This is a genomic window from Dyadobacter sp. CY327 (genome assembly GCF_021390415.1).
GTDB lineage: Bacteria > Bacteroidota > Bacteroidia > Cytophagales > Spirosomataceae > Dyadobacter > Dyadobacter chenhuakuii.
The window spans coordinates 1,420,202-1,444,919 of the sequence record NZ_JAJUXJ010000001.1 but is presented as its reverse complement, the minus strand read 5'-3'; the positions used below and the strand labels follow the sequence as shown (position 1 = coordinate 1,444,919).

The window sequence follows — 24,718 nt, the reverse complement described above, 5'->3', positions numbered from 1 at the left end:
GGTTGATAAGCTTTAAGTGGGGATTTAGGATGTATTATTTCAATTATTTCGCTTCTCTATACTGCACATTAATGTCCATTTTGCCTTTCCATTTCGGGATTTTCATGCCTAATTCCCAATGTATGGCGTTGATAACCAGCCTTTGGAACGATTCAATCTTAAAATCGTCGGGATGGCCTAATGTGGTCATGAAGATCTTTGCACCAAATGAATTGGTCCCGGTCCAGGCAACCGGATTTTCAATTGCTTCCTTATCCGGGTCAACAGATTTGCCCATTAAAAGCAATGTTGAACCTTTGGTAGGATAATCAGGAAGGACCCTGTACAACCATGATCTTGCATGAAATGGTGTTGTAACTCCTGTTAAAATCGGATTCTTGGCCTGATCCGGAATGGTTGTTACATCCGTGCTGCTATTATGGCCGTAATGGGTATGCTTGGCAGCGCCGCCCCAGCCCGGAGGCGAATTCAGCGCGAATTCCCCGAATGCATTCCACTTTTCATTTTCATTTCCCTTGGGATAATTAAATGCATGGGTGGTTGTACGGAAGCCCATTAATGGCTTTTTTGATTTGAGATAGGCATCAATGTGCGCAAGTTGTTCTTTGGGAAGCTGGCGCCAGCGAAGATAGAAAACGGCAAGATCGGCATCCTTCAACGCTTCCAGACCTGGAATATCATTCTCACTGTTGGGCCCGGGATAAGCTTTGAGGACAATGGCTTTCATACCGTAGTTCTTTTCAAGTTCGGCGGCAATGATCGGCAATGTTTCTTCGCCGCTGTACTCATGGTCGCCCGTTACAAACACGACAACCGGCTTTTTGTTTTTAGTAGTGGATTGGGCAAATGTTGTGTTAATGTGCAGCAAAACGCCAAACAACAAAGCGCAGAGAACGAAGCAACGCTTACGTACATTCATGGTAAAGAGTTTTAGGATCAAAGTGGGACTGTCAGGATATAACGTAAAATACGGAAGAAACTACTGTCTTTCTAATGAAGACTGTTTCATCCAATTTTTCCCTTACTTTTTCATACAACTTTAAAAAAAGCTGAATCCCAGCGAAACAGAGAACCTGGAAAGGTCCACGCTGTCGTCTTTTGACAAATGAAGTGTTTCTGTATTAATGTCCGTTTTGCGCTGCAGGCGGAACACTGCGCCCATCATGGCAGACCCGGTCAGGCTGAGCGCAAATTTCCGGCCGAAACGATGCTCCGCCCCTACACTCACGCCCCAGCCCATTGTTTTGCCGTTGAATGTAAATGCATTGTCTCCAACCTGGGTATGGTTGCGATATGGCTGGTAACCAAGCAATAATGAGGTTAAGATGGCATTTTTGGGGTTTTTCATGATCGCCTTATGAATGACTTCGCCGCCCAGAAACTGGATTGCAACATCTTCTGTCATGACATTGCCTTGGCTGGCTTTGCTTTGGTAACGGTCGTATTTAACACCGAAACCTACTTTTTTCCAGGGAAAGTAGGCCACTTCGCCGCCGTAGGAAATACCGGATTTGAAATCTTTCATGTAACGCTTCCGGTCGTTGTCGAAAATAGGCCGGGACCGGAAAACGCGTTGTCCATAACCGCCATTGACACCAAACTTCCATTTGCTGTCCGCTGTCTCTACCTCATTTTTCACCGTTTCCTGCGCACGGAGAGGCATACAGGGTAGGCAAATGAGCAGCAGCAAAATGATTGTTATGTTCTTCATTACGTGAGTAGACCTAAAACACAGTTCCCAAAACTACTGATTTAGCAGGAAAGTCGGGACGTTGAGATTCTGATATTTGTCAAATGGCGGGTTTTATGCCGTTTGCTTTTAATTTCTCCACAATAAAATCGCCAATTGCTTTGCCCTGGCTCTGGCCGTTTTCAATCGCATCGCGGTAATGTATGCCGCCGTACAACCTGGAAATGGCCGCTTCCTCGGCAGCTTGCCTGAATGATCTGAAATCTCGTGTGGGCAGGTCAAAAATCACTTCTGTATCGTCCCGGAAAGAAAAATTATCACCCAAAAGATAGGTTAATGTTTCCGCCACGGCTGTGGAGATTACGCTGTGGCCGCTTGTATATTCGGGAAAAGGCGGTGTTTGCAGCAGCGGTTGCCACTTCTGGTCGATGTAGCGGGTGATCACGGTTTCGGGGCGGACGCGGCTGCTCCGGTATTTTTCGTCCCAGCAGCTGATAAAAGAATCCAGCAGCGTCGCCGCCGTCAATGCATGCACCATAATGCCTTTATCCAGATCCAGACCTGCTTTTGTAGTGGCAATGCTCGTAATGTTCATCCAGTGCCCGCCCGGGCTTATTTTTTTAAAACCAATGGACATATGGCCCGAGGTGTTGATTGCGAATGGGTTACAATCCCAATAAGAAGCAATGAAACGCTCTTTTTCGGTCATGTTCCGGCCTACGTCATACACTTCTTTCGAAAGCCGGTAAAATTCACTGGTGCTATCCTTACTGAACGCAACCGGCGGCTTTGGCAAAAACTGATTGCACGAGTCGATCATCATCGTGCGGATGGTTTTCCAGTGCGGCTCGATGCCTTCCATATATCCCGGGGGCGTCGGATACCAGTATGCCTCGCCTTTTTTCGGACGGTAACGCAGCCTCGTGCTTAATTTCAAATAACCATCTGTGTTGGCGTAGGTGACTGTTTGTTTGGCTACTTCCCGGGCAACGGCAATTGCCTGATCAATGGTTTTCTGCGCATGTCCTTGCCGGAGCAACGCTATAATGAGCTTTTTCTGGTCCTCTTCCAGCATATAACCCGATGGAAGAATAAGTCTGCCTGTTTCGAGAATGCAGTAAAGCGCCGCGATCTGGTAATTATAGCCGGGTGCGGCCGTAATGCTCGCGGGTTGCATACCCGGGATGAATTTGGTGGGCGGCACGATCTGCTTGTTGTGCTGCGCTACAATGTCATAAGCGCCCATGAGGCAATAAGTGTAAAAACGGCTCGCCGCCGGCGGGTTAACCACATCATGGATCATTACCATTGTGACCGAAAAAACGGCAGGCTGCAAGTGTGTCCGCAGCTCAGCTTTTGTCTTCTGTGCCACCGCGGCCTGGCTTGCCAGTAATGCCAATATGAAAAATACCCGGATCACTTTGTTCTTTTGTAAAATTGTAATGACTCATTAAATGCACCCACAACCAGACAAGGCGATTTATTAATCTCAATTTGAATGCAGGATTTCACGTCGCCCGTCACCGATAAACCTGAAAGCGGCTGTGGAATGTAAGCGAAACCACCTTTGCCGTCTCCTGCCAGCAGGCAGCCGTAATTTGCATCCATACTGCCGATTTTCAGCCGGTTATCGGTCTTGTTCCCCATCAAAAGCAGGTCTGTCTTCCCATCCTGGTTATAATCACCGGATGCAATCATGGTTACGGGTGCAAACTGCGCCTGTACGGGTAACGGTTGTTTTTCAAATGTTCCGTTCTTATTCAAAAAGCACACGGAACGCATTTCCGTTGCTTCCAGCTTGGTTGCATTGCTAAGTTCCTCATTCGAAAATATATTGGTGATGGAAGCATTTGCATAATCTTTATAGTAAGGAAATTTCTTACGCATAGGATAAATCTGATCATTCAGCTCGTCGCGGCTTACGAAGGGATAGGATTTACCCTGAACATAAAAACTGAAAAAGGGATCAATGGAGCCGTTTTTGTCAAAATCTGCGTAGTAAAGTTCTGCCGGTTCCTTTTCGGATGCTTTGATCTGCGTGTTAAGGCCCATATTGCCAGCCACAATGTCCAGCTTCCCATCCTGATCGAGATCGCCGATGAAAAGCGACGACCAGAACCCGGATTCCTCTCGTTTGAAGAACTTTAATGTATTGTCTGTGAAATCATTATTACTGAAAGAAAAGACTTTTATCGCCATCATTTCACCGCAAATGATCAGCTCCACACTCCCATCCGCGTCCAGATCCGCCCATTGCGCGTCGGTAACCATACCTATTTTGAAGAACGGCGAATCTTTGACTTTGTAATTGCCCTTTCCGTCATTGATCAGCAAGTAGGAAACCGGCGTTTCGGGATAGCGGCCCGGAATGATGCGGCCGCCGACAAAAAGGTCCTGATCACCATCTTTATCAAAATCAAATGCGCGAACGCAGGATTTACTGCTGGATTTGAGGTTGGGCAGTGATAAAACCGACAGATTGAGCTTGCCTTTCCCGTCGTTGAGATATATCTCATCCTGTAAGGAAATCGTGTTCGGCTCAAACATGGAATAGCCGCCTTTGGCCACATACAGATCATCAAAACCATCGCCGTTCGCATCGAAGAAAATGGCGGAAGTGGCTGCGGAAATATTCTCGTCGCCAACTGCAAAATCAGGCATTTCGCCGAATGTTCCGTCTTTTTGCTGCAACCAGATTTTCGCCTGCTTATTCTGGTCGCCACTTACAAAAACATCGTCCAAACCATCCTTATTCACATCCCCCTTCGCCACAATCGGGCCGGTTTGGGAATACATGGATAACATTAATGGCTGACGCTTGAAATCGTTTTCATTAAAACCTTCGTGCTGATATGCAATGCTGCTGTTTTGTTTTTGAAAAACAGGCGCATTGGTTTTAGCCGCTAATGGCTTTGCATTGACTTTGCCCGACTTCTCGATAACCAGTAATTGGTTCGATTTTACGTTTTGTAATAACTCAACAGCTCCGCCAGGCCAGATCACTTTCACGGAATCAATGGTGGTTGTTTCCCCTAATCCAAAATGCAGCCGGGTGGGTGTGCACGACAGATAACCCCGGTTGGGATTAACTTCCTGATATTGCTGTGTGCCTTTTGTATAAATGTAAACCTTCGCTCCTACCGCATTTTTATTGGCAGCATTGTCTGTGAGCTTAACTTGAAACCAGGCGTTGCCGGCTTGCTCCTGCTGCATATTCTGGTATACAAATGCCGGATCATTAATGTTGTTCACAACCAGGTCCAGGTCGCCATCATTGTCCAGATCCGCATAAACCGCACCGCTGGAAACCGCAGGCTGCGCCAGTCCCCATTGCTCCTGCATTTTACTGAATGTCAGATCCTTGTTATTCTTAAAAATATAGTTGGCCAGCTTGGTTGAAGGCATCGCCCGGATCAGGTCCATCAACAAGAAAGGCTCCTTGTCTACGGCCCTTCTGACCTTGTAATCACCCCAGTATTTGAGAAAATCCTTATTGGTATAATCCCTTAAATAGCCATTGGAAACGAAAAGATCCTTGTAACCGTCATTGTCAAAATCCGCCAGCAGCGGGCTCCAACTCCAATCTGTATTGGAAACGCCGGAGAACTGGGCTATCTCGCTGAATGTGCCGTCGCCATTGTTGAGCTGCAACATATTTCGCATATACTGCTTGTGCAGCTTCTGGTTCATCATAAGCTCAAAAGCTTCGTAATTTTCCTGTAACTGCAATAATTTCTGACGCTGATTGTCTTCCGGAAGCATATCCAGCGACATCACATCAGGCAAGCCGTCATTGTTGAAATCAGCAATGTCAATTCCCATCGAGAATTGAGCTAAATGCCTGAAATACTGCTGGGTAACATCCGAGAATGTTCCGTCCTGATTGTTGATATATAAATAATCCGACTCGTTGTAATCGTTGGTCACGTAAATGTCCTGCCAGCCGTCCTGGTTCACGTCTGCAATGGCCATACCCAGCCCGAATGTGAGCGGATACTGGTGAATGCCAGCTTTTTGCGTAACTTCTTTGAATTGATTTTTCTGATTTTCAAATAACTTATTCCCTGCGAGCATGTCCGTTTCCTGCTTGGCCTTCGCAAGCTCCATATTGTCGATTTTCTTGACACTATGGTTCAAAAGCATCATATCCAGGTCACCGTCGTTGTCGTAGTCAAAAAATGCTGCTTGTGTGCTGTAACTGATATTATCCAGGCCATATTGAGCGGCCTGCTCGAGGAATTTAAGATTTCCCTGATTGATGAAGAGCTGATTTTTTCGTTTTTCATCGGCTACTTTACCTGAGTAGCAAATGTAAATGTCCAGCAGGCCGTCGCTGTTCACATCGGCCATGGTAACGCCCGTTTTCCAGCCGTCTTTACGGCCTTCCAAACCTTTTCCTGCTGCATTGGTAATGTCCTTGAATTTTAAAGCCTGCCCCTTCGTCGCGCCCAGATTGAGGTAAAGCTTATTCGCTCCCATGTTTGAGGTAAGGAAAAGGTCTTCGAAACCATCGTTATTAATGTCGCCGACTGCCACGCCGCCGCCGTTGTAAAAATATTCGTACGACATCACATTCTGGCCTTCATCCTCGGTAATGGTGTTGATGAAGTTAATGCCGGTTTGTTTGGCAGGAAGCAATTGGAACAAAGGCTGCTGCGCTCTGACCGCAGCGATATGAAGAGTCAGAAACAATGCAAAAATCAGGTAACGATGGAGCCTTTTTGTATGCATTAATCTATTGTGACTGTTTAAAAAGAGGAAGATATGTTGTAAAATAAAAAACTTCAACGAAAGGTTGAAGTTAAAACTTAGTGCAATCAATTTTTGGAAAGCGGTAAGAAAATTTACATTTCTTACCGCTTTAATTTTATTTATTACTTATCCCACCAGATGCGTGAAACCCAGTTGTCTCCGCTGGAAAGTCTGCCTACTGCTTCGCTATAATTAGCTCCGTTCTGAGCAGCCTCCGTAGTTGGGTAAGGCTGTCTTCTTGGAATTGCTCCTCCTGAGAAGTTACCTACATAATTTACAGGTTTCAATTCAGGGAAACCGGAACGCTTCCAGTTGTTCCATGATTCTGTAAAGTTGAACAAAATACCGGTTGTAGCCCATATCTGCTCATTGATCTGCTTCAAAGCATTAGCAGGCACAAGCGGGTGAGCCGTTGCGTAAGCATCAGCTACCGCAGCCGTGATCACAGCACCTTCGCCATATTTGCCAAGCGACTGGATACCGGCAGATACGCCGTTCTTATAATGCGCTGCTGCCGTTCCGCCAACTGCATAACCTCTTGTTACAGCCTCTGCAAGCAACAATTCTGTTTCAGCATAAGTAAGCACGAAAAGCGGTGCACTTCTGGTCCGATAAATGGAAGTGGGACGGGAATAACGGCCGATTGGCGTTACGTTTGCGCCTGCTCCGGTGCCACCAGGATAACCTGCGCTTTTAGAGATGTCGGTTGCGCCGCCATTCAGGTCATAACCATTTGGAAGACCCAACTGAACTTCGGGAGCGCTGCTGCCAGAGGAAGTCAGTGCCTGATTAGCCGTCAATCCAGCCGCAGGAACTTCTGCAATCCGGCCTAAGCGCGGATCATTTGTGGCTTTCAGATAATCAATCATTGTCTTGCTCCATCTTACCTGATAAATGTCAGCTGGTGTAGACAATGCTGCTCCGTTACCATTGTTATAGCCATTGGCTTCGTCCATAATGATATAGGCATCATCCGCAACGCTTGCAAACGTGCCGCCGGCTGCTGCTTTCTCTGCATAAGTCTTCGCTGTTGCCGGATCTGCCTTTGTCAAACGCATCGCCAGTTTCAGCATGAGCGAGTAACCATACTTTTTCCATTTAACAATGCTTCCTTCATAACCTTCAAAAGAATCGTTGGTTGGAATAGGTGCATCTGCATTCAAAGCACCCAAAGCTGTTTCCAGTCTGGTCAGCAATGATTTGTAGACCGCTTCCTGCGTGTCATATGCTGGCAATGTAATGCCGGTTTTTGCTTGCAAAGCCTCCGTGTAAGGCACATCTCCGTAAGTGTCGGAGATGGTTGCAATGCTCTGCACCTGCATAATGATCGCAATGTTCATCAAGTTCACGAGGGCAGGCTTGTCTTTCGAAAGCTGCTCCATTTCATAGGCAAGGCTGGCTGCACGGAAACCCGTGTTCCATGTGCTTGACAGGTAGGAGTTGGTGTTGCTCGAAATCCCGTATTTGTCGCCGTTGGAATAATAGTTGGCTGCGCCGGAAGTTGTTGATGCAAGAACCTGCACCCACATGCTCTGGAACAGGATCCCGCCGTTATAACCTGCCGTGGCATTCACATAATTATACTGAACCGATGGCAGCAGCAGGTTGGCATCAAAGGATTCGCCGGTTGCTTTTGTCGGGTCGGTGTTCAGCTCGTCAAAGCTATCTGTACAGGACAAAGGAAGCAGCCCTGCCAGAATGATCATACTTATAATACTCTTTTTCATGTCGATTTTCATTTAAACTTGAAGTTTACGTTCACACCATAATTGCGCGTTGCAGGTAAACTGGTTCCTTCGATACCCGCGTATCTAAGGTTAGCACCGAAAGTAGCTTCCGGATCGATGTTTTTGGTTTCTCTTGCGAAATACAGCAAATTCCGACCAACCAGGGAAATGTTCACGGCACGGATCAATGGCCATTTTTCTACCATTTTCGCAGGCAGGTTGTAACCTAATGTAAGCTGGCGAAGTTTGATAAAGTCACCATCTACAACGCTTATTCCCGTCACATTGTTTGCAAGGGCTGTGTAATAAGCTTTTGCAGTGGCAGTAACCGTGTTAGGTGCACCTGTTTCCGTAACGCCTGTTGTCACACCGCCTTCGCGGCCTACCAGTGTCGCTTTGTTCAAACCGTTTCTGTAAGTGTAGTTTTCTGTTGCAGAAAGGATTTTGTTGCCATAGTTGTAATCAACCAAAACACCAAAATTGAAGTCGCCCAACCGGATGTCGTTGTTAAGTCCGCCATACAATGTTGGCAACACCGATCCGAAGCTCGTCAACTTGTCATCGCGAACAGGCAAACCCGAAGCATCTACAATGATCTGGCCATTTGCGTGATACTTGTAATCATATGCACGGATCTGCGGACCAGCCTCTCCTACTACGAACGCCGTTACTGCATTACCCAATGTTGCACGGTTGGAACCCAGGTTAATGTCCAGGTTGTCCTGGTCTGTGCTCAGGATTTTGTTTTTAACTGATGTCAGGTTGAAAGATACATTCCATTCGAATTTCGAAGTTCTTACAGGCGAGCCTGTCAACATTACTTCCAGACCTCTGTTTTGAACTGAACCTGTTCCTACCACACCTCTTACGTAACCTGTTGCGCTGCTGTATGTTGCAGGCATGATTTCGTTTTTCGTTTTCTGATCGTAGTAAGAAACATCCAATCCAAGACGGCTTCCGAAGAATTTCATTTCAAGCCCTACTTCAACTTCGCTTTTGGTAAATGGTTTCAGGAATAAGTTTGGAAGCTCATCGCTGAAATTTCCTGTAGGAACGCCATTGAAGGAGTTTCCTACACCATAGTAAATAGCTGTTCCATAAGGCGTTGCAGGCTCTCCGCTCGTACGGGCGTAAGAAGCGCGAACCTTACCGAAGCTAAGTGCAGATGAGTTCAGAAGATCCGTAAAAATGAATGAACCAGTTACAGAAGGTGTGAAAATGCTTCTTGCGCTGTTTGGCAGCGTTGAGTAAGAGTCATACCGGCCGGTTGTGCTCAAATTCAGGATGCCTTTGTATCCAAGATCAACACTGTAATAAGCCGACTGAACTTCGCTGTTCTGAACTTCATAGTTCCTGTTGAAATTCACCACGTTGTTCCAGCTGTACAAATAAGGAAGAACAAACGGGCCACCGCCGATCTGCACTTTCTCGTACTGATTTTTACGAAGGTTAGCACCCAGGATCGCGTCTACGGTGAAATCTTCGCCGAAGCTTTTGGTAACGCCCAACAATCCATCTACGTTGATTTCTGTACGCTGTGCATTGGAAAGCTCATCCAGTGCACCTTTACCATTCTGAGAAAAACCTGTTCCCCAAGGAGTTACTTTGAAAATACGGTCATTCGCATTGTCATAACCAACTCTTCCCTGTGCATAGATCCAGTCAGCGAACTGATATTTCACTGCAACAGCAGAGATCAAACGTTTCCGTTTTACGTCATTAACAAACTGGTTAACAACAAAATATGGGTTTGTAACATATTCGTCATCACTGAAAACGATCTCTTTTCCAGTTTCAGGATTGAAGCCCGGCGCAAGAATACGCTGATCAATGTTTGGTGCAAGGAAAATACCGTTGTTGGCATTCATCGGACCATCGCTCAATACAGGCTTGCCTTTGATTTTTTCGTCAATGTAATTGGCCATTACATTAATGCTCAGCCTCTTGGTAATGTTCTGATCAGCTGTAAGGTTGATCGTTTTTCTGCCCAATCCGCTGTTTTCAATGATTGATTTCGTATCAAGATTTGCAAGTGATAAACGGAATGATCCGTTATCGCCGCCTTTGGTTACTGCAACACTGTTTGTGAAGTTGGAACCAATGCGATAGAAATTCTTGATATTGTCTTTCTGAGCAGAGTAAGCATAGTTTTTACCGTCAAACTGGATCGCTTGTGAGCCATCCAGTCTTGCACCCCATGCCTGGCGTGCAGTTTGCTGCGCTGCCACAGCAGTAGTTGGTTTCATACCTGCATCTCCCTGACCGAATTCATATTGAAAATCAGTCATGTTGCGGGGCTCATCCATGGAATAGTTCAAATTGTAATCCACGGAGAAATCGCCTTTTTTCCCTGCTTTTGTTTTAACCAAAATAACCCCGTTGGACGCGCGCGCACCAAACAAAGCGGATGCAGCCTGACCTTTCAGAACGGTCATTGACTCGATATCGTCCGGGTTAAGGTTACCAATTCCGTCTCCGCCGTCAGCACCACCCCATTCTCCTGCACTTCCACGCTGCGTGTTATCCATCGGAACGCCGTTGATGACGATCAATGGTGAACCACCCGAATTCATACTTGGCATACCGCGCATAAGGATTTTAGCTGTTCCACCGGGGCCGCCGCTTGTTCCTTTTACGTTCAAACCGGCCACACGTCCTGCCAGTGAGTTGGCTACGTTCGTTTCACGAGCTCTTGTCATCACTTCGCCACCGATCGTTGTTACCGAATAGCCCAGTTTTCTGGCTTCTTTGGAAATACCTAAAGCCGTCACAACCACTTCTTCCAGGTTCGCCACGTCAGGTGTCATTTTCACATCCACTACGGATTTGTTACCGATGCTGATCTCTTGCTTCAAAAAACCAATGGAGCTAAAAACCAACACGTCCGTATCCTGCACGCCCGAAATCGAGAAGTTTCCTTCTGCATCCGAATTCGTTCCCCTCGTGGAACCCTTTACCGTCACAGATGCTCCGGGAAGCCCCCCATCTTTCTCGTCAGTCACCTTGCCCGTTACCGTTCTTCCTTGTGCGAAGACAGATAATGAAGCAAAAAGTAAAAAAACGACAAGTGGAATAAATCCCCCTGAACAACTTTTTAATAGCTTTTCTTTCATAGTTAGGATAAATTAATAGACTAAAATTAGGTTAAAACATGTATCGGCCGAAGATTAAACGCTCGGTCTTACCATTCGGCAAATATCCTAAGTTCTAAGCTAATTAAATAATTTTAAGAAAGCATTAATAGATTTTTATTTTTTTAATGTTAAGTTAATGTTGAAATGATACATTTTAATAACTCTTTTGTCATAAGTGTAGGTGCCCGTAAGTATGCTGGGTTGGGAAGCAAAACCAATTATTTTTTTGAGGCTGGCTTGCGGAGTTGATAAGTAACCAGCTTCGCATTATTCAAAGCTGCCAACAGCCGGGTTTCCTGCCCGGACGAGACAAGCGCCAGGTCACGGACTTCGCCGGTTGTGAAAAATCCGCTCTGGGATTGGGGAAGATATTGAAAAGAAAGATTGCCTTTGTTAAGAAAAACCTGAATGTAACTGGCGTCGCTTTTCCCGATCCGGACACGCGTTTGTTTGAGGTTACCACCCAGGATAATGTCCGACTTGCCATCCGCATTCATATCAAAAAGTGAAATGGCATAAACAGGAGAAAACTGTGCTTCAATGGGCAGGGGATGGAAAACCAGCTTTCCGTTTTTGTTTTCGAGAATGCCGCTCTTATAAATCTTTGCCGTCAGCTTTTGTGCATTTTTTAATTTTTCTGCTGGCAGCATGTCCGAGAGGCTGGCTTTGGAATAGGAAACGTAGTCGGTGTATTTCTTTTTCAGCGACGGGATCTGATCCAATAATTCATCCCGGCTCGCATAAGGCGCTTCCCGACCGTCCTGCGTGACGGTGATGACCGGGACAATCCGTTGCAAATTATCGTAATCAGCTGCATATAAAGATAGGCTGTCGGGGGAAGTGAGGTTCCATTGCCAGTTTGTCCCCATATTGCCAACCACAAAATCCATGTCGCCGTCATTATCGAGGTCCGCTGGCTTGATGACATTCCAGCAACCGTTTGTGCCAGCGGTTCCGTACATTGTGCTGGCGTCAGTTAACCGGCCGGCTTTGTTGCTGAAAACCTGGATCGGTTTCCAGTCGGCGGTGAGGATCAGCTCGGGATAGCCATCTTTGTTCAGATCTTCAAAAACAGCATCGGTTACCATACCCGCTCTCGCGAGCTGAGGCGCCAGAAGCTCTGTTTGATCTGTGAAATAGCCTTTTCCATTGTTCGTATACAGGAAACCACCTGCACTTTCAGGAAACCTTCCGGGCGTAACGCGGACGCCCACAAAAACATCCAGATCGCCGTCGCTATCGATATCCGAAACGGCTATCGTCCCGGCATTGCCTGCGAGGTTTGGGAAGTAAGTCCTTACAAATGTGCCGTTTACATTGGTATACAACCGGGGCATAGCCATTCTATCCTCCCGATTAAGTTCATAACCTGCACTCACAACCAACAAATCCTGATCTCCATCCCGGTCTGCGTCCAAAAATACGGCTTCGGCATCCTCATATCCTTCCCTGCCTGCAAATTCAGGCTGTGGCGACTGGACGAATTTTCCATTTTTACTGATGAACAAACTTCCGCCCTGCCCTCTTGCGCCGCCAATGTAAAAATCATCTGTTCCGTCGCCGTTAATGTCCTTTTGAGCGATTTTCGGGCCCTGGTAACTGAGCATATTCGGCAGCAAAGTCTGTATCCGGAAATCATTTCTCGCATCCTCCATGTGTGTGAAGTCAACTCCGTCAACCGGCTCCCAGTAAGTGAATGGTCTGACAACTGGCGCCTCGGGAAGCTTTTTAGCATCGCTATACTTCACAATCAAGGACTTGTTCGCTGCCGGATTTTTCAATGTCTGCCTACTGCCGTCTGCCCAGGCTATAACCAGCGAATCGACCCTGCTTTCATTTCTTAGACCAAAATGTACCTGATCCCATTGCGCAGACTGGAAGCCGCGGACGGGCATGAAATGTTGTGTTTGTGTGAGTGAATCGGAATAGAGCGTCAGTTTTGTCCCGGCCAGGAATGCGTACCTGGGCGATTCCAGTTTTACTTTGAGATAGTTGGATTTTAGCTTGGTTTCTGCATTGTTTTTATAAACAAATGCCGGTTGGTTCACATTATTTGTGACAATGTCCAGGTCACCGTCATTATCCAGGTCCGCGTAGATTGCGCCGTTGGATTGATTTGCCTTTTCAAAACCCCATTCCTTGATTTTTTTGGTGAATGTCAATCCTTTCTGATTCTGGAAAATATAGTCTGGTTCGTCAATAGGAGGCATTTCAGCGATAATTTCCATTTGTGTGGGCGTCTTTCCGCCTTGCACTGCCTTCACCTGCACATCCGTTGAGTATTTCAGAAACTCCATATTGGTATAATCGCGGGCATAGCCATTGGACACGAAAATGTCCTTCCAGCCATCATTATCGAAATCGCCCATAAGCGCCGCCCAGCTCCAATCGGTGTTCGAAACGCCTGCTAACTGGCCTATTTCGCTAAAAACAGGCACGCCGTTCGGATTGTTGCCATTGTTCAGTTGCAGCATGTTCCTCGAACTCTGATCATGGAAACCAGCGCGGACTAGCTGTTGATATTTATCATAATTATCATCTCCGGACGTAAGTTTGATACGCTCATTGGAAGCGGGAAGCATGTCTAGCGTCATAATGTCCGTCAGGCCATCATTGTTAATGTCGGACGCATCGGTCCCCATCGAATAAAGTGAATTGTGGCCGGTTGCCTCCCGGATGACTTCTCTGAATGTGCCATCTTTCTGATTGAGATAGAGATAATCATTTTCGTTATAATCGTTGGCAATGTAGATATCCTGCCAGCCATCATTGTTAAAGTCGTTAATATTCACGCCCAGACCAAAACTCAGCACATTGGATATTATGCCGGAAGAGTCGGTAACATTCGTAAACTTGCCAGCGTCATTACGCAACAGTTTATTACCATACGCTTCATTGCGCTGTTGGCGATAACTGCTTATCAAATTGCTGAAACCCGCATATTTTTGCACAGAATGGTTGAGCAGAAAACAATCGGTGTCTCCATCGCGATCGTAGTCGAAAAATACTGCTTGTGTGGTATAAGATTGGTCGTTAAGGCCGTATTCGGCGGATTTTTCTTTGAATGTTGGAATGCCGTCTGTGGTTTTGCCGTCGTTAATATAAAGGAGTTTGCTCCTGAGCCGTGGGTCCTGCGCGCCGGCCCGGCTTACATAAATGTCAATCCAGCCGTCATCATTAATGTCCACCAGCGAAACGCCCGTTTTCCAGCCCTCGTTTAATGCTGTTCCGGATTTTTCAGAGACATCCTCAAATTCGAATTCTCCCTTATTAAGATATAATTTATTGGCTACCATATTCCCGGTGAAATACAGATCCACCAGGCCGTCATTGTTAAAATCCGCCGCTGCTACACCTCCCCCATTATAGAAATAACCGTATGCCAGTACATTGTTCCCGGCATCTTCCTTGATGTAATTATTAAACTCAACACCTGTTTCACTGGATTTGAGCAGCGTGAAAAGGGTATCTTTGTTTTGACAAGATGTAAGGAAAATGCTGAGGAGCAGGATTATACGGCTATTTTTCATTGTAACCAGCATCAGTAGTTTTATAAAATCAAACAGTAGCAAAAAGGCAGGCATAGTGCCCGCCTTTTTGCTACATGTGAATTTAAGATAACATTATGGTTTATCCCACCAAAGTCTTGTCGCTGAATTGTCAGGCCCGCCGAGCAGCTTGATTGCCTCAGTTACAGCGGCTTGATTCGTCTGCTTTTCACTATCGACGTAAGGCGTGCGCCGTACTACTGCATCTTTGGGTGAATCAGGATTATCGGAGTTGATCCGGGCATACAGCTTTGGAAAACCAGTTCTGCGGTATTCAGCCCAAGCTTCGTGACCATTCGGATAATTTGCCAGCCATTTCTGGGTAATGATCTGTTCCAACTGCTTGGCCGGGACTGTTGCAAATTTTACAGGAACATCTGTTAAAGGAGGGCTTTTCACAAAATCTGCCAATGCCACCGGGGGCGTAGTTCCGTTGATGTAGGCCGTAATAGCCGCCGCATCCGTTATACCCCATTGTCTCATAGCAATATCAATTCCTTTTTCATAAAAGTCTTTTGCAGTGCCTGTGCCCATGTTCCATCCTTTCAAGGCGCCTTCTGCTTTCAGGAAGTAAGCTTCGGATGCATACATGATCGCAAATGGATTGGTTCCCTGTACGGCCGGAAGAAATGCGTCGGCAACATTGGAAGTTGCAGAGGCAGCATTGATCGGTTGCCCCAGCTCACCTTGTGTATATCCGTTACGCAACCCCTTGAATGTATTGGTAGTGCCAGGCACCGGCGCGTAATATTTACTGATCCGGGGATCTTCGTATCCTTTCAGAACACTTTCCATAGCCGCGCTCATCCGGAACTCATTCCAGGCGGTGGCCTGGTTCATCGGATTGAACGAGTTAGGGGTTACTTTCAGGAATGCGTCGTCTGCATTGGTTGCCAAAGTTCCAGCCGCCACCGCCGACTCAGCTTCTGTTTTCGCCAAGGCTGGCTCCACTTCCGACATCCGCATCGCGATCCGCAGCCTCAATGTATTTGCAAAAAGGATCCATTTGTTCACATCTCCGGCATAAATCTGATCTACCGAACCAAATACTTTTGTGCCTTTAAGCGTTTCCAGCGTGGCTGTTGAAGCTTTCAGGGTTGCGATAAAATCCTTGTAAATAAACTCCTGGCTGTCATAAGGCACGGATGCTTCGCCGCTGCCTACTTTCGAGTAAGGGATAGGTCCCCAATAATCTGTTCTTGGCAGATACATATATACTTTCCAGATGTTGGCCATTGCGAACTTGCCCGCGTTCTCATATTTGCCGCCAGGGCCTGTGTTTTCCAAAACACCCAGTAAAGCAGGAATCGCCGTGCCATAGAAGTCGTTCCAGGCGCCGTTAAGCCAGTTACCCACCATTACATTGCGATCCGAAGAGAAACCCTGCGCTACATTGGCAAAGTACTGCCCCTGCAAATCCGCGAAAAGGCTTTGGTAAGTTTGCCAAGCTGCAAAAATAGACCGGTACTGGGCCGCTGCATAAGCATTTTCTGTTCCGGATTCATCCAGTTCAGTCAGCTTGGTTGGATTTGTATTGATCTCCTCAAAATTCCCCGTGCAGGAATAAGTTGATACTGCAACAGTTGTAAGGAGAGCGAACGATAGTATTTTATAGCTCCTTTTCATTTTTCAGATTTACAATTAAAATGTCAAATTAAGACTTACACCCAATGAGCGCGTCGCTGGCATCGAGAACGATTCCAAACCAACCGTTGTGTTGGCCGAGCCCGCAACCAATTCGGGATCAAAACCTTTCGCCTTGTTCATAAGGAAAAACAGGTTACGGCCTACAAGCGATAATGAGGCGCTTTGAAAAGGCGATTTTGCCAGCACACCGGCAGGAATGGTATAACCCAGCGTGGCCTCTCTCAGCCTGATGTTGGAAGCACTGTATGTAAATGCTTCTCCGATAGGTGTATTACGTCCGCCAACAAATTTCCAGTAAGCCTCCGCTGTTGTCGACACGGTGTTAGCCGTGCCATCCGCCTGCACCCCTTCCACAACCATTCCGTCCCGTCCGGCCAGTGTTTCTTCTGTCACACCATCCGCATAAATGACCGCATTGGTGAAAGAAGTAACCACGCCCCCGATTCTTCCGCTGATCAGGAAGCTCAGATTGAAGCCCTTGTAACTGAAACGGTTTGTAACGCCGCCCGTCCAGCTTGGTCGTGAAGTTCCCAATGGAACAGTAGTGCTCGCAGTTACCAGCGGAATCCCGTTTGTACCAACTTTAATGCGTCCCTGCTCGTCTCTTTGAAAACCGCGGCTGTAAATCTGTCCCAGCGGCTTACCTTCCTCAGCACGCACAAAGTTCATAAAGTCAGAGGCCAGAGGCAGTGTAGCAACCCTGTCAGACAATTTCACGACTTCGTTCACATTCCTCGCATAATTCAGATCCAGGTTCCAGGAAAAATTCTCCGTTTTGACTGGTGCAATGTTGAATGTCAATTCTATACCGCTGTTTTTCACATCACCAGCATTAATGTATTCAAAACTCCATCCCGATGCACGAGAAAGCGGAACCTGGAACAGCTGGTTTTTGGAATTACTACTATACAATGTAAGATCGAAACCAATCCTGTTTTGCAGGAATTTCGCTTCCAGACCGATTTCACGGGCAGTGGTCAGCTCTGGTTTCAAATCGGGGAAAGGCTTAATGTTGTCCCTGACGATATAGCCCGTATTTCCTCCTGCTACATAGGAGTAAGTTTGTGCCAAAAGATATGGGCTGGCATCGTTACCCGTCAATGCGTAGCTTCCTCTGATCTTGGCAAAAGAAATGGCCTGAGGCAGATTGAACAGACTGCTCAGAACCGCAGCCGCTCCTACCGATGGGAAGAAATAGGACTGGTTTTCGGTTGGCAATGTAGACGACCAGTCATTTCTCGCAGATGCGGAAAGTGTCAATGCGTCTTTCCAGATCAGATCCGCGGATGCAAATACGCCTTGCTTGCGCGTTTGTGTCACGGTCCTGTTGGTAACTGAGTTTCTTGCATTTGTGGTTACAAACAAATTATCGCGGTTCAAACCGTTGTTCAATGTTTGGTGATTCACATAATCGCGTTTCAGGATGTTGCCACCAACCGTTGCGTCCAATTTGAAGTTTTCGCCAAATTGCTTGCTGATCAATGCAAATAAATCAAGGTTCAACTCGGAATTATCTCTCCAGTTGGTCTGGTAATCCCCGAAATCAGCAATGGTGTAAGTATTGGTATACCATTTTCCCTCAAACTTATCAATGTACTTGTCATATCCCGCACGTCCCATCACAGTCAGCCAGGTCGTAGGTTTGTAGTTAAGGGACGTAAACCCGTAGATCCGGTCGCGGTTATCAAGCGCAAGGACGCGGTTTTTGATCCAGTAAGGATTTTGGCCACCGTTAGAACCTGGGTTCCAGTAATTTTGAAGCGTTTTTCCGGTTGCCGGGTCTACATATTCAAAATCCTTGGCCTGCGCTAAATCGATACTTCTTGGAAGGCGCAGAATGTGGCGTTGCAGGTTAGCGAATGCTTCTCCTGTTTGCTGTCTGTTCTCAATTTTTTCGCTCAGATAAGTCACTTTACCATCAAAGCTGAGGTTGCTGGTGATCTGGCTGGACAAGCGCAGGTTGAAGTTATGCCTGCTTAGCTTATTGTTTGAAACAACTCCCTTGGCAGATGTATTTGTGTAGGAAAAATAAGTCTGCACTTTTTCGTTGCCCGCTGTCAGCGCTAAGGAGTTCGCCAGCGATGTTCCTGTTGAATAGAAGTCTTTATAAGAATTAGGCTGCGGGGAATAAGCATAGGTTTTACCTTTGTTTTCCGGATCAGGACCCCAGGCTGCTACTTGCTGGCCATCCATTTTAGGCCCCCAGCTAAATTCACTGTTCGGCTGGAACTTGCCTTCCACACCTTGTCCGTACACATTCTGGAACTTCTGCAACTCCATAGCTTGCTCTGCCTGGAAAGTGCTGCTGATGCTCACACCAACCCCTTTTCTGACAGAACCTTTTTTGGTGGTAATCAAAAGGGCACCATTTGCAGCGCGGCTTCCGTATAGTGCAGTCGCAGACGCTCCTCTCAATACGTTGATGGATTCAATGTCGTCAGGGTTAATGCTGGACAGACCATCGCTCGCATCGCGGCCACCGTTTGCATTGCCCGGACTAAAATTAGAGTTGTCAATAGGAACACCATCCACAACAATCAGTGCCTGGTTATTTCCTGTAATAGAACGATCACCACGCAAAACGACGCGGCTGGAACCACCCACACCAGAAGACGATCTTACAATGTCCAACCCTGCAACCCGACCGGAAAGTGAGTTGGCAACATTGAGTTCGCGCGCTTTGGAAAAGTTGTCTGTATTGATCATCTGGGTCGCGTAACTCAGTGTTTTTTGCTCTTTCGAGATTCCCAGCGCTGTTACAACCACTTCGCCCAGGTTTCTGATATCAGGTTCCAGGGCCACATTTACATTGGAAACCGAAGCGGTAACTTCCACTTCTTTCGATGTATAACCAACGGATGAAATGATGAGCGTTCCGGCTGATCCCATGGTGATGGTAAAAGCTCCTTCAGCATCTGTGTTGGTTCCCCGGGTCGTGCCCTTGATGAGGATATTTGCGCCGGGTATTCCTGCTCCGCTCTCATCATTGACCTTACCGGTAAGCTGCCGGTCCTGGGCCATTGACACGGAATTAAAAAGTGCCGTCACCACTAGCGTGAGCAGCAGGTATTGTAGACCTCTTTTCATAGGTTGAGCTTTGGGTTTATTGATTTTTTATGAAATGTATAATTAATAAAGAACACAAACAATTTATTTGGCAAAATTTAATTGCACTAAACTAATATTCGGCCATTTTCCATATCCTAAGTGATAAAAGTGACTATATCAGCCTAATAAGAAATATTATTTGTCGGATTAACATTTATTAATATTGCTGCGTTTTTTTTGCGTGCTCGAAACACAACGCAGCAGAGGCGGTTTTTGGAAATTTGTCAAATCCCGAATTTATGGATCAGATGGACGGGAAGGAAAGCAGCGTTTGCAATGATCGTATAGCATTGCCCGCTCCGATGATGTACATCGGAACTAGTATTATTGCAAGAAGGATTAGGCTGTTGACAGGAAGAATTAATCGTACTTCCGCCAGGCACCGAGAATGGAACCCGTAATTGCGTACACGAGCACACGCACGCCGCCATCGATCAGCGACAGCGCAAGCGGCCGCATGGAGAACATGTCTTTAACAATGATTTCAAAAAGCACAAAAACCACGCCGAAAAGCAAGCCGGTAAACAAACCTGAGGGCAAGGATTTAACAGGAATCTTGGTGAAAACCCATGCCATCGTATAAGCCACAAAAGAAGATGAAACGATGCTAACGAGATAAGGAATGGGACTCGTATTCCCTTTGATCTGCTCCGCGGTAAAGCCGTTCAAAGCCATCCAGCGGTCCGAAAAAGCGGCATACCACAAAGCCGGTATAATTTGACCTAACACCACACATACAAGCACGGCCCAAAGATTGACAGATTGTTTTCTCATTTGTTTGAGTCTTTTATTCAGTCATGGGGTCACCCCAGGGCAGGAACTCCGGGCAGCTCCCCCGATTTCAAATATAGGGTGTTTCGGAATTAGTTGTGCTTTTTATTTAGATGATATGACAAATTCTATATTACGCTTCAAACCATCGAATTTTGTGCGTTTGATGGGTGAACGGCGAAAGAGCTCGCGAAAAACCTCTTCTGTAATTTCCTGCCAATCGTTGTTTGTGAAACCTGCCAGACTTTCAGGCAAAGTGAATTCCTTGGTTGTGTGCGGCTTGGAAAAACGGTTCCATGGGCACACATCCTGGCAGATGTCGCAGCCGAACATCCAGTTATCAAACTTACCCTGCGCTTCCTGCGGAATGGCCTCTTTTAATTCAATCGTATAATAACTGATGCATTTGCTGCCGTCAACAACAAATGGTTCGGTGATTGCATCCGTCGGACAAGCATCGAGGCATCTTGTACACGTTCCGCAATAATCCTGAACGGCGCCGTCATACGCCAGGTCAAGGTCACAGATAATTTCCCCGATAAAGAAAAAACTGCCCATATCCCGGTTCAGCAGGTTAGAATGCTTCCCTACCCAGCCTAATCCGCTTTTTGCAGCCCACACTTTATCCATTACCGGCGCAGAATCCACAAATATTCTTCCGCTCACCTCCCCGATCTCCTCCTGGATGGATTGCAAAAGTGCGCCCAGTTTTTCTTTTAATACAAAATGATAATCCGTCCCGTAAGCATATTTGGAGATTTTGAGATCTTCCGGACCTTCCGGCAGCTTGTTTTCGGGATAGTAATTGAGGAGAACGGAGATGACACTTTTGGCGCCGTCGACGAGTTTACGGGGATCGAGGCGCTTATCGAAATGATTGGCCATATAGCCCATTGCGCCATGATGGTTCTTATTTAACCAGTTTTCCAGGCGCGGCGCTTCTTTTTCCAGAAAATCTGCTTTGGAAATGCCGCAGAAATCAAAGCCATTTTCCAATGCTTTGGCTTTAATAAACTGACTCCTCTGCTGCCTTACAAGATCTTCTGCCGTCATGCTGCAAAGTTACGAATTGATTGTAAAATGCCATCTTGTCAGTAATTTAGCCCTGGCAAAATAATTTAGGTCAATAAAGGTTGATTAAAACGTCACAATATCATTAAGAATTATGCCTGAAAATACCGAATTCAATATAGATCAAGACAAAAATTACGAAATGAACGAGGAACAAGCGCCACTAGGAGCTGACAAGTTAGACAACGACGAGACGAGTGGAACAAATTCAGTGCCGTTGGACAATGCCGGTAAGGAAATTTTGAATGATATGCCTGCTGATGAGGCGTCCTTGAATGAATCGTCGGTTGAAAAAGATCCAATGGAAGAAGCGAGGATCGAGCTTGCGGAGATGAAAGACAAATATATCCGCCTGTATGCTGATTTTGAAAACTTCCGCAGACGCACGGCAAAAGAGAAACTGGAAATGATCTCTGGCGCCAGCTCAGACATGGTGAAGGCAATCCTGCCTATCGTGGACGACTTCGAGCGCGCAAAAGTATCATTTGAATCCTCTACTGAAATCGACGCATTGAAAGAGGGCGTTGATTTGATATACACAAAACTTTTCAAAACACTGGAAGCCAAAGGATTAAAACCAATGGATTCCAAAGGTGAAACATTTGATGCAGAGCTTCACGAATCAATTGCGCAGTTCCCTGCTCCCTCTGAAGATCTTAAAGGTAAAGTGATCGATGAGATCGAAAAGGGGTATTTTCTTAACGACAAAGTGATACGTTACGCGAAAGTGATCGTAGGAGCTTAATTTCAGCAACATAAAATGGCAAAGAAAAGAGATTACTACGAAGTCCTTGGCGTAGACCGCGGTGCTGCCGCAGATGAGATTAAAAAGGCTTATCGTAAGCTGGCAATCAAGTTTCACCCTGACAAAAACCCGGACGATCCTACTGCGGAAGACAAATTCAAGGAAGCGGCCGAAGCGTACAGCATTCTCAGCGATGAGAACAAGCGCGCGCGTTATGATCAATATGGTCATGCGGGTGTAGGCGGCGCAGGTGCCGGTGCGGGTGGTTTCAGCGGCGGAGGATTTTCCATGGACGATATTTTTTCTCAATTCGGCGATATTTTCGGCGACAGTAGTCCGTTTGGTGACATTTTTGGCCGCGGTGGCGGTGGAGGCGGCCGTCGGGTGCGTAAAGGCTCGGATCTCAGGATTAAGCTGAAACTCAACCTGGAAGAAGTCGCTAATGGTGTTGAGAAAAAAATAAAGGTAAAACGACATGTAACCTGCAACACTTGCGGTGGCAATGGCGCGAAAAACGGAACGTCGCTGACCAACTGTAATTCGTGTAACGGAACAGGTCAGGTTAGGAAAGTGGTAAGCACAATGTTGGGCCAGATGGTTTCAACAAGCACTTGCCCGACTTGTAATGGCGATGGAAAGATTATCAGCGAGCGCTGCGATTCTTGTGCGGGAGAAGGAAGATTGCTGCAGGACGACCTAATCACCCTGAACATTCCGGGCGGTGTTGCCGAAGGAATGCAGCTTTCAATGTCCGGCAAAGGCAATGTGCCTACAAGAGGCGGCGTAGCGGGCGACTTGCTGATTGTGATTGAGGAAGAAGAAGATGCAAATTTGAAAAGAGATGGTAACAACATTGTTTTCGACATGCACCTGAGCTTTATCGATGCTACATTAGGAACATCCGTTGAAATCCCGACCATTGACGGCAAAGCCAGGATCAACATTGAATCGGGCACGCAGGCAGGCAAAATCCTCCGCTTAAAGGGTAAAGGGATCAAAGATTTGAATGGTTACGGCAAAGGTGATCAGCTGGTTCATATTAATGTTTGGACGCCACAGCAACTGTCATCTGACGAGCGTGAAACATTGGAATCACTTCGTCATTCGCCTAACTTCCAACCTAAGCCAGGAAAGAATGAGAAAGGCTTCTTTGACAAAATGAAGGATTTCTTTCACTGAGAAGGTTTATCAAATCGTTAAATATAGAACAAGCCGTTTCAGCAATGAGGCGGCTTGTTTACTTTGAACCGGAATGCGGTTATTCTTGTCGTCGCTCTGACTAACCAAAGACAATATCCGGTCCGGTCCTGTAATTCATTTAATCCAAATATGAAACATTTAGTAATTACCATTGCCCTATTACTTCCCAGAATGCTTTTCGCTCAAAATAACAACCCTTCCGAACTTACCTTCGCTACCTATAATGTAAGTATGGAAGCCGAAAATTATGTCCCAAAAGGCACAAAGGACATTTCGGAACAAGTGTTGGTCAAAGAGCTGGCCAGCGGCACGAATCCACAGATCCGCAACATTGCACGGATTATTAAGACTGTAAGACCGGACGTAATCCTGCTGAACGAGTTTGACTACATCGCCGATCCGCAGCAGGGCGTTTTACAGTTTGTGAAAGCTTACCTGAATGTTGATTCCGATGGCGCAAAGGCCATTGATTATCCCTATTACTATTACGGAACATCCAACACCGGACAGCCAAGCCCTTTCGATCTTGATAATAACGGCAAAACGGAACGGTTCGGAGCGGATGCGTGGGGATTCGGGGTGTATCCAGGACAGTATGCTATGGTGCTTTTATCCAAATACCCGATCGAAACGGATAAGGTGCGCACATTCCAGCATTTCAAGTGGAAGGATATGCCGCAGGCTTTGCAAACGAAAAAAGCGGACGGCAGCGATTGGTATGCACCGGAGGCATGGCAGCAATTCCCGCTTTCGTCTAAGTCGCACTGGGATGTTCCGGTAAAAGTGGGCGCAAAATCGATCCACTTCCTGGCCAGCCACCCCACGCCACCCAGCTTTGACGGTGCTGAGGACCGGAATGGCAAGCGTAACCATGATGAAATCCGTTTTTGGAAAGACTACATCAGCGGCGAGCAAGGCGCTTATATTTATGATGACAAAGGAACACGCGGCGCTTTGGCAACGGATGCCCGTTTTGTAATACTAGGAGATCAAAATGCTTCGCCTGATGAAGGCAATGCAATAGGTGAAGGAATAAAATCCCTCTTGTCCCACCCAAAAATCAACAACGATGCAGCACCTGCCAGTAAAGGCGGCGTGGAACATTCCAGCAGCAATCCGTTCGCTAAAAACCACACGGCCGTATGGCGCATGCGAGCGGATTACGTGTTGCCTTCGCGGGCTGGGTTGAAGTTCATTGATAGCGGTGTCTTCTGGCCGGCCAAAGGCGAACCGCTGGCTGAATTGGTTGAAAAACGCGAGTCGAGCTCGGATCACCGGTTGGTTTGGGTGAAGGTTAGTTTGGATTGATCTCCTTGTCACCCTGG

Annotated in this window: 14 protein-coding genes; 3 read left to right on the top strand and 11 right to left on the bottom strand. The window is 46.6% G+C overall.

Annotation, left to right across the window (positions count from 1 at the left end; genetic code table 11):
* Positions 1-43: 43 nt before the first annotated feature.
* The 11 genes from LZG74_RS06055 to queG form a co-directional block, all read right to left on the bottom strand.
* Positions 44-919, bottom strand: coding sequence for a ThuA domain-containing protein (locus LZG74_RS06055; protein ID WP_233795688.1), 876 nt, complete (start codon positions 917-919; stop codon positions 44-46).
* A gap of 120 nt (positions 920-1,039) precedes the next feature.
* Complete coding sequence (locus LZG74_RS06050) at positions 1,040-1,711, bottom strand: outer membrane beta-barrel protein (protein ID WP_233795687.1); 672 nt, start codon at positions 1,709-1,711, stop codon at positions 1,040-1,042.
* Positions 1,712-1,790: 79 nt separating this feature from the next.
* On the bottom strand, positions 1,791-3,110 hold the full coding sequence (locus tag LZG74_RS06045) for a vanadium-dependent haloperoxidase (RefSeq protein WP_310589284.1): 1,320 nt from the start codon (positions 3,108-3,110) through the stop codon (positions 1,791-1,793).
* Positions 3,107-6,421, bottom strand: a complete 3,315-nt coding sequence (locus LZG74_RS06040) for a VCBS repeat-containing protein (protein WP_233795686.1) — start codon at positions 6,419-6,421, stop codon at positions 3,107-3,109. The genes LZG74_RS06045 and LZG74_RS06040 overlap by 4 nt, the downstream gene beginning before the upstream one ends.
* Positions 6,422-6,564: 143 nt before the next feature.
* Positions 6,565-8,169 carry a SusD/RagB family nutrient-binding outer membrane lipoprotein gene (locus tag LZG74_RS06035; RefSeq protein ID WP_233795685.1) on the bottom strand — a complete coding sequence of 535 codons (1,605 nt, stop codon included), beginning with the start codon at positions 8,167-8,169 and terminating at the stop codon, positions 6,565-6,567.
* 8 nt (positions 8,170-8,177) lie between these two features.
* Complete coding sequence (locus tag LZG74_RS06030) at positions 8,178-11,282, bottom strand: SusC/RagA family TonB-linked outer membrane protein (protein ID WP_233795684.1); 3,105 nt, start codon at positions 11,280-11,282, stop codon at positions 8,178-8,180.
* A 239-nt stretch (positions 11,283-11,521) separates the two neighbouring features.
* Entirely contained in the window at positions 11,522-14,833 is a 3,312-nt protein-coding gene (locus tag LZG74_RS06025; RefSeq protein WP_233795683.1) for a VCBS repeat-containing protein, read from the bottom strand.
* 93 nt (positions 14,834-14,926) lie between these two features.
* Complete coding sequence (locus tag LZG74_RS06020; protein WP_233795682.1) at positions 14,927-16,477, bottom strand: SusD/RagB family nutrient-binding outer membrane lipoprotein; 1,551 nt, start codon at positions 16,475-16,477, stop codon at positions 14,927-14,929.
* Positions 16,478-16,492: 15 nt separating this feature from the next.
* Positions 16,493-19,585, bottom strand: a complete 3,093-nt coding sequence (locus LZG74_RS06015; RefSeq protein WP_233795681.1) for a SusC/RagA family TonB-linked outer membrane protein — start codon at positions 19,583-19,585, stop codon at positions 16,493-16,495.
* A gap of 381 nt (positions 19,586-19,966) precedes the next feature.
* The gene (locus LZG74_RS06010) at positions 19,967-20,380 is read right to left on the bottom strand and encodes a DUF1761 domain-containing protein (protein ID WP_233795680.1); all 414 of its coding nucleotides are present in this window, start codon (positions 20,378-20,380) and stop codon (positions 19,967-19,969) included.
* 102 nt (positions 20,381-20,482) lie between these two features.
* On the bottom strand, positions 20,483-21,430 hold the full coding sequence (gene queG, locus LZG74_RS06005; protein ID WP_233795679.1) for a tRNA epoxyqueuosine(34) reductase QueG: 948 nt from the start codon (positions 21,428-21,430) through the stop codon (positions 20,483-20,485).
* Positions 21,431-21,590: 160 nt separating this feature from the next.
* Here queG and LZG74_RS06000 point away from each other — a divergent pair, with 160 nt between their 5' ends.
* The 3 genes from LZG74_RS06000 to LZG74_RS05990 all read left to right on the top strand — a co-directional run bounded on the left by LZG74_RS06000 (position 21,591) and on the right by LZG74_RS05990 (position 24,701).
* Positions 21,591-22,193 (top strand): nucleotide exchange factor GrpE, encoded by a 603-nt coding sequence (locus tag LZG74_RS06000; RefSeq protein ID WP_233795678.1) that lies wholly within the window; start codon positions 21,591-21,593, stop codon positions 22,191-22,193.
* 15 nt (positions 22,194-22,208) lie between these two features.
* The gene (dnaJ, locus tag LZG74_RS05995) at positions 22,209-23,372 is read left to right on the top strand and encodes a molecular chaperone DnaJ (RefSeq protein ID WP_233795677.1); all 1,164 of its coding nucleotides are present in this window, start codon (positions 22,209-22,211) and stop codon (positions 23,370-23,372) included.
* Between the two features lie 150 nt (positions 23,373-23,522).
* The gene (locus LZG74_RS05990; protein WP_233795676.1) at positions 23,523-24,701 is read left to right on the top strand and encodes an endonuclease/exonuclease/phosphatase family protein; all 1,179 of its coding nucleotides are present in this window, start codon (positions 23,523-23,525) and stop codon (positions 24,699-24,701) included.
* Positions 24,702-24,718: the final 17 nt, after the last annotated feature.

Excerpts from the sequence above, each read along its gene's own strand:
- LZG74_RS06055 (WP_233795688.1), bottom strand. The coding sequence starts at position 919 with ATGAATGTACGTAAGCGTTGCTTCGTTCTCTGCGCTTTGTTGTTTGGC.
- LZG74_RS06050 (WP_233795687.1), bottom strand. The coding sequence starts at position 1,711 with ATGAAGAACATAACAATCATTTTGCTGCTGCTCATTTGCCTACCCTGT.
- LZG74_RS06040 (WP_233795686.1), bottom strand. The coding sequence starts at position 6,421 with ATGCATACAAAAAGGCTCCATCGTTACCTGATTTTTGCATTGTTTCTG.
- LZG74_RS06035 (WP_233795685.1), bottom strand. The coding sequence starts at position 8,169 with ATGAAAAAGAGTATTATAAGTATGATCATTCTGGCAGGGCTGCTTCCT.
- LZG74_RS06030 (WP_233795684.1), bottom strand. The coding sequence starts at position 11,282 with ATGAAAGAAAAGCTATTAAAAAGTTGTTCAGGGGGATTTATTCCACTT.
- LZG74_RS06025 (WP_233795683.1), bottom strand. The coding sequence starts at position 14,833 with ATGAAAAATAGCCGTATAATCCTGCTCCTCAGCATTTTCCTTACATCT.
- LZG74_RS06020 (WP_233795682.1), bottom strand. The coding sequence starts at position 16,477 with ATGAAAAGGAGCTATAAAATACTATCGTTCGCTCTCCTTACAACTGTT.
- LZG74_RS06015 (WP_233795681.1), bottom strand. The coding sequence starts at position 19,585 with ATGAAAAGAGGTCTACAATACCTGCTGCTCACGCTAGTGGTGACGGCA.
- LZG74_RS06010 (WP_233795680.1), bottom strand. The coding sequence starts at position 20,380 with ATGAGAAAACAATCTGTCAATCTTTGGGCCGTGCTTGTATGTGTGGTG.
- queG (WP_233795679.1), bottom strand. The coding sequence starts at position 21,430 with ATGACGGCAGAAGATCTTGTAAGGCAGCAGAGGAGTCAGTTTATTAAA.
- LZG74_RS06000 (WP_233795678.1), top strand. The coding sequence starts at position 21,591 with ATGAACGAGGAACAAGCGCCACTAGGAGCTGACAAGTTAGACAACGAC.
- dnaJ (WP_233795677.1), top strand. The coding sequence starts at position 22,209 with ATGGCAAAGAAAAGAGATTACTACGAAGTCCTTGGCGTAGACCGCGGT.
- LZG74_RS05990 (WP_233795676.1), top strand. The coding sequence starts at position 23,523 with ATGAAACATTTAGTAATTACCATTGCCCTATTACTTCCCAGAATGCTT.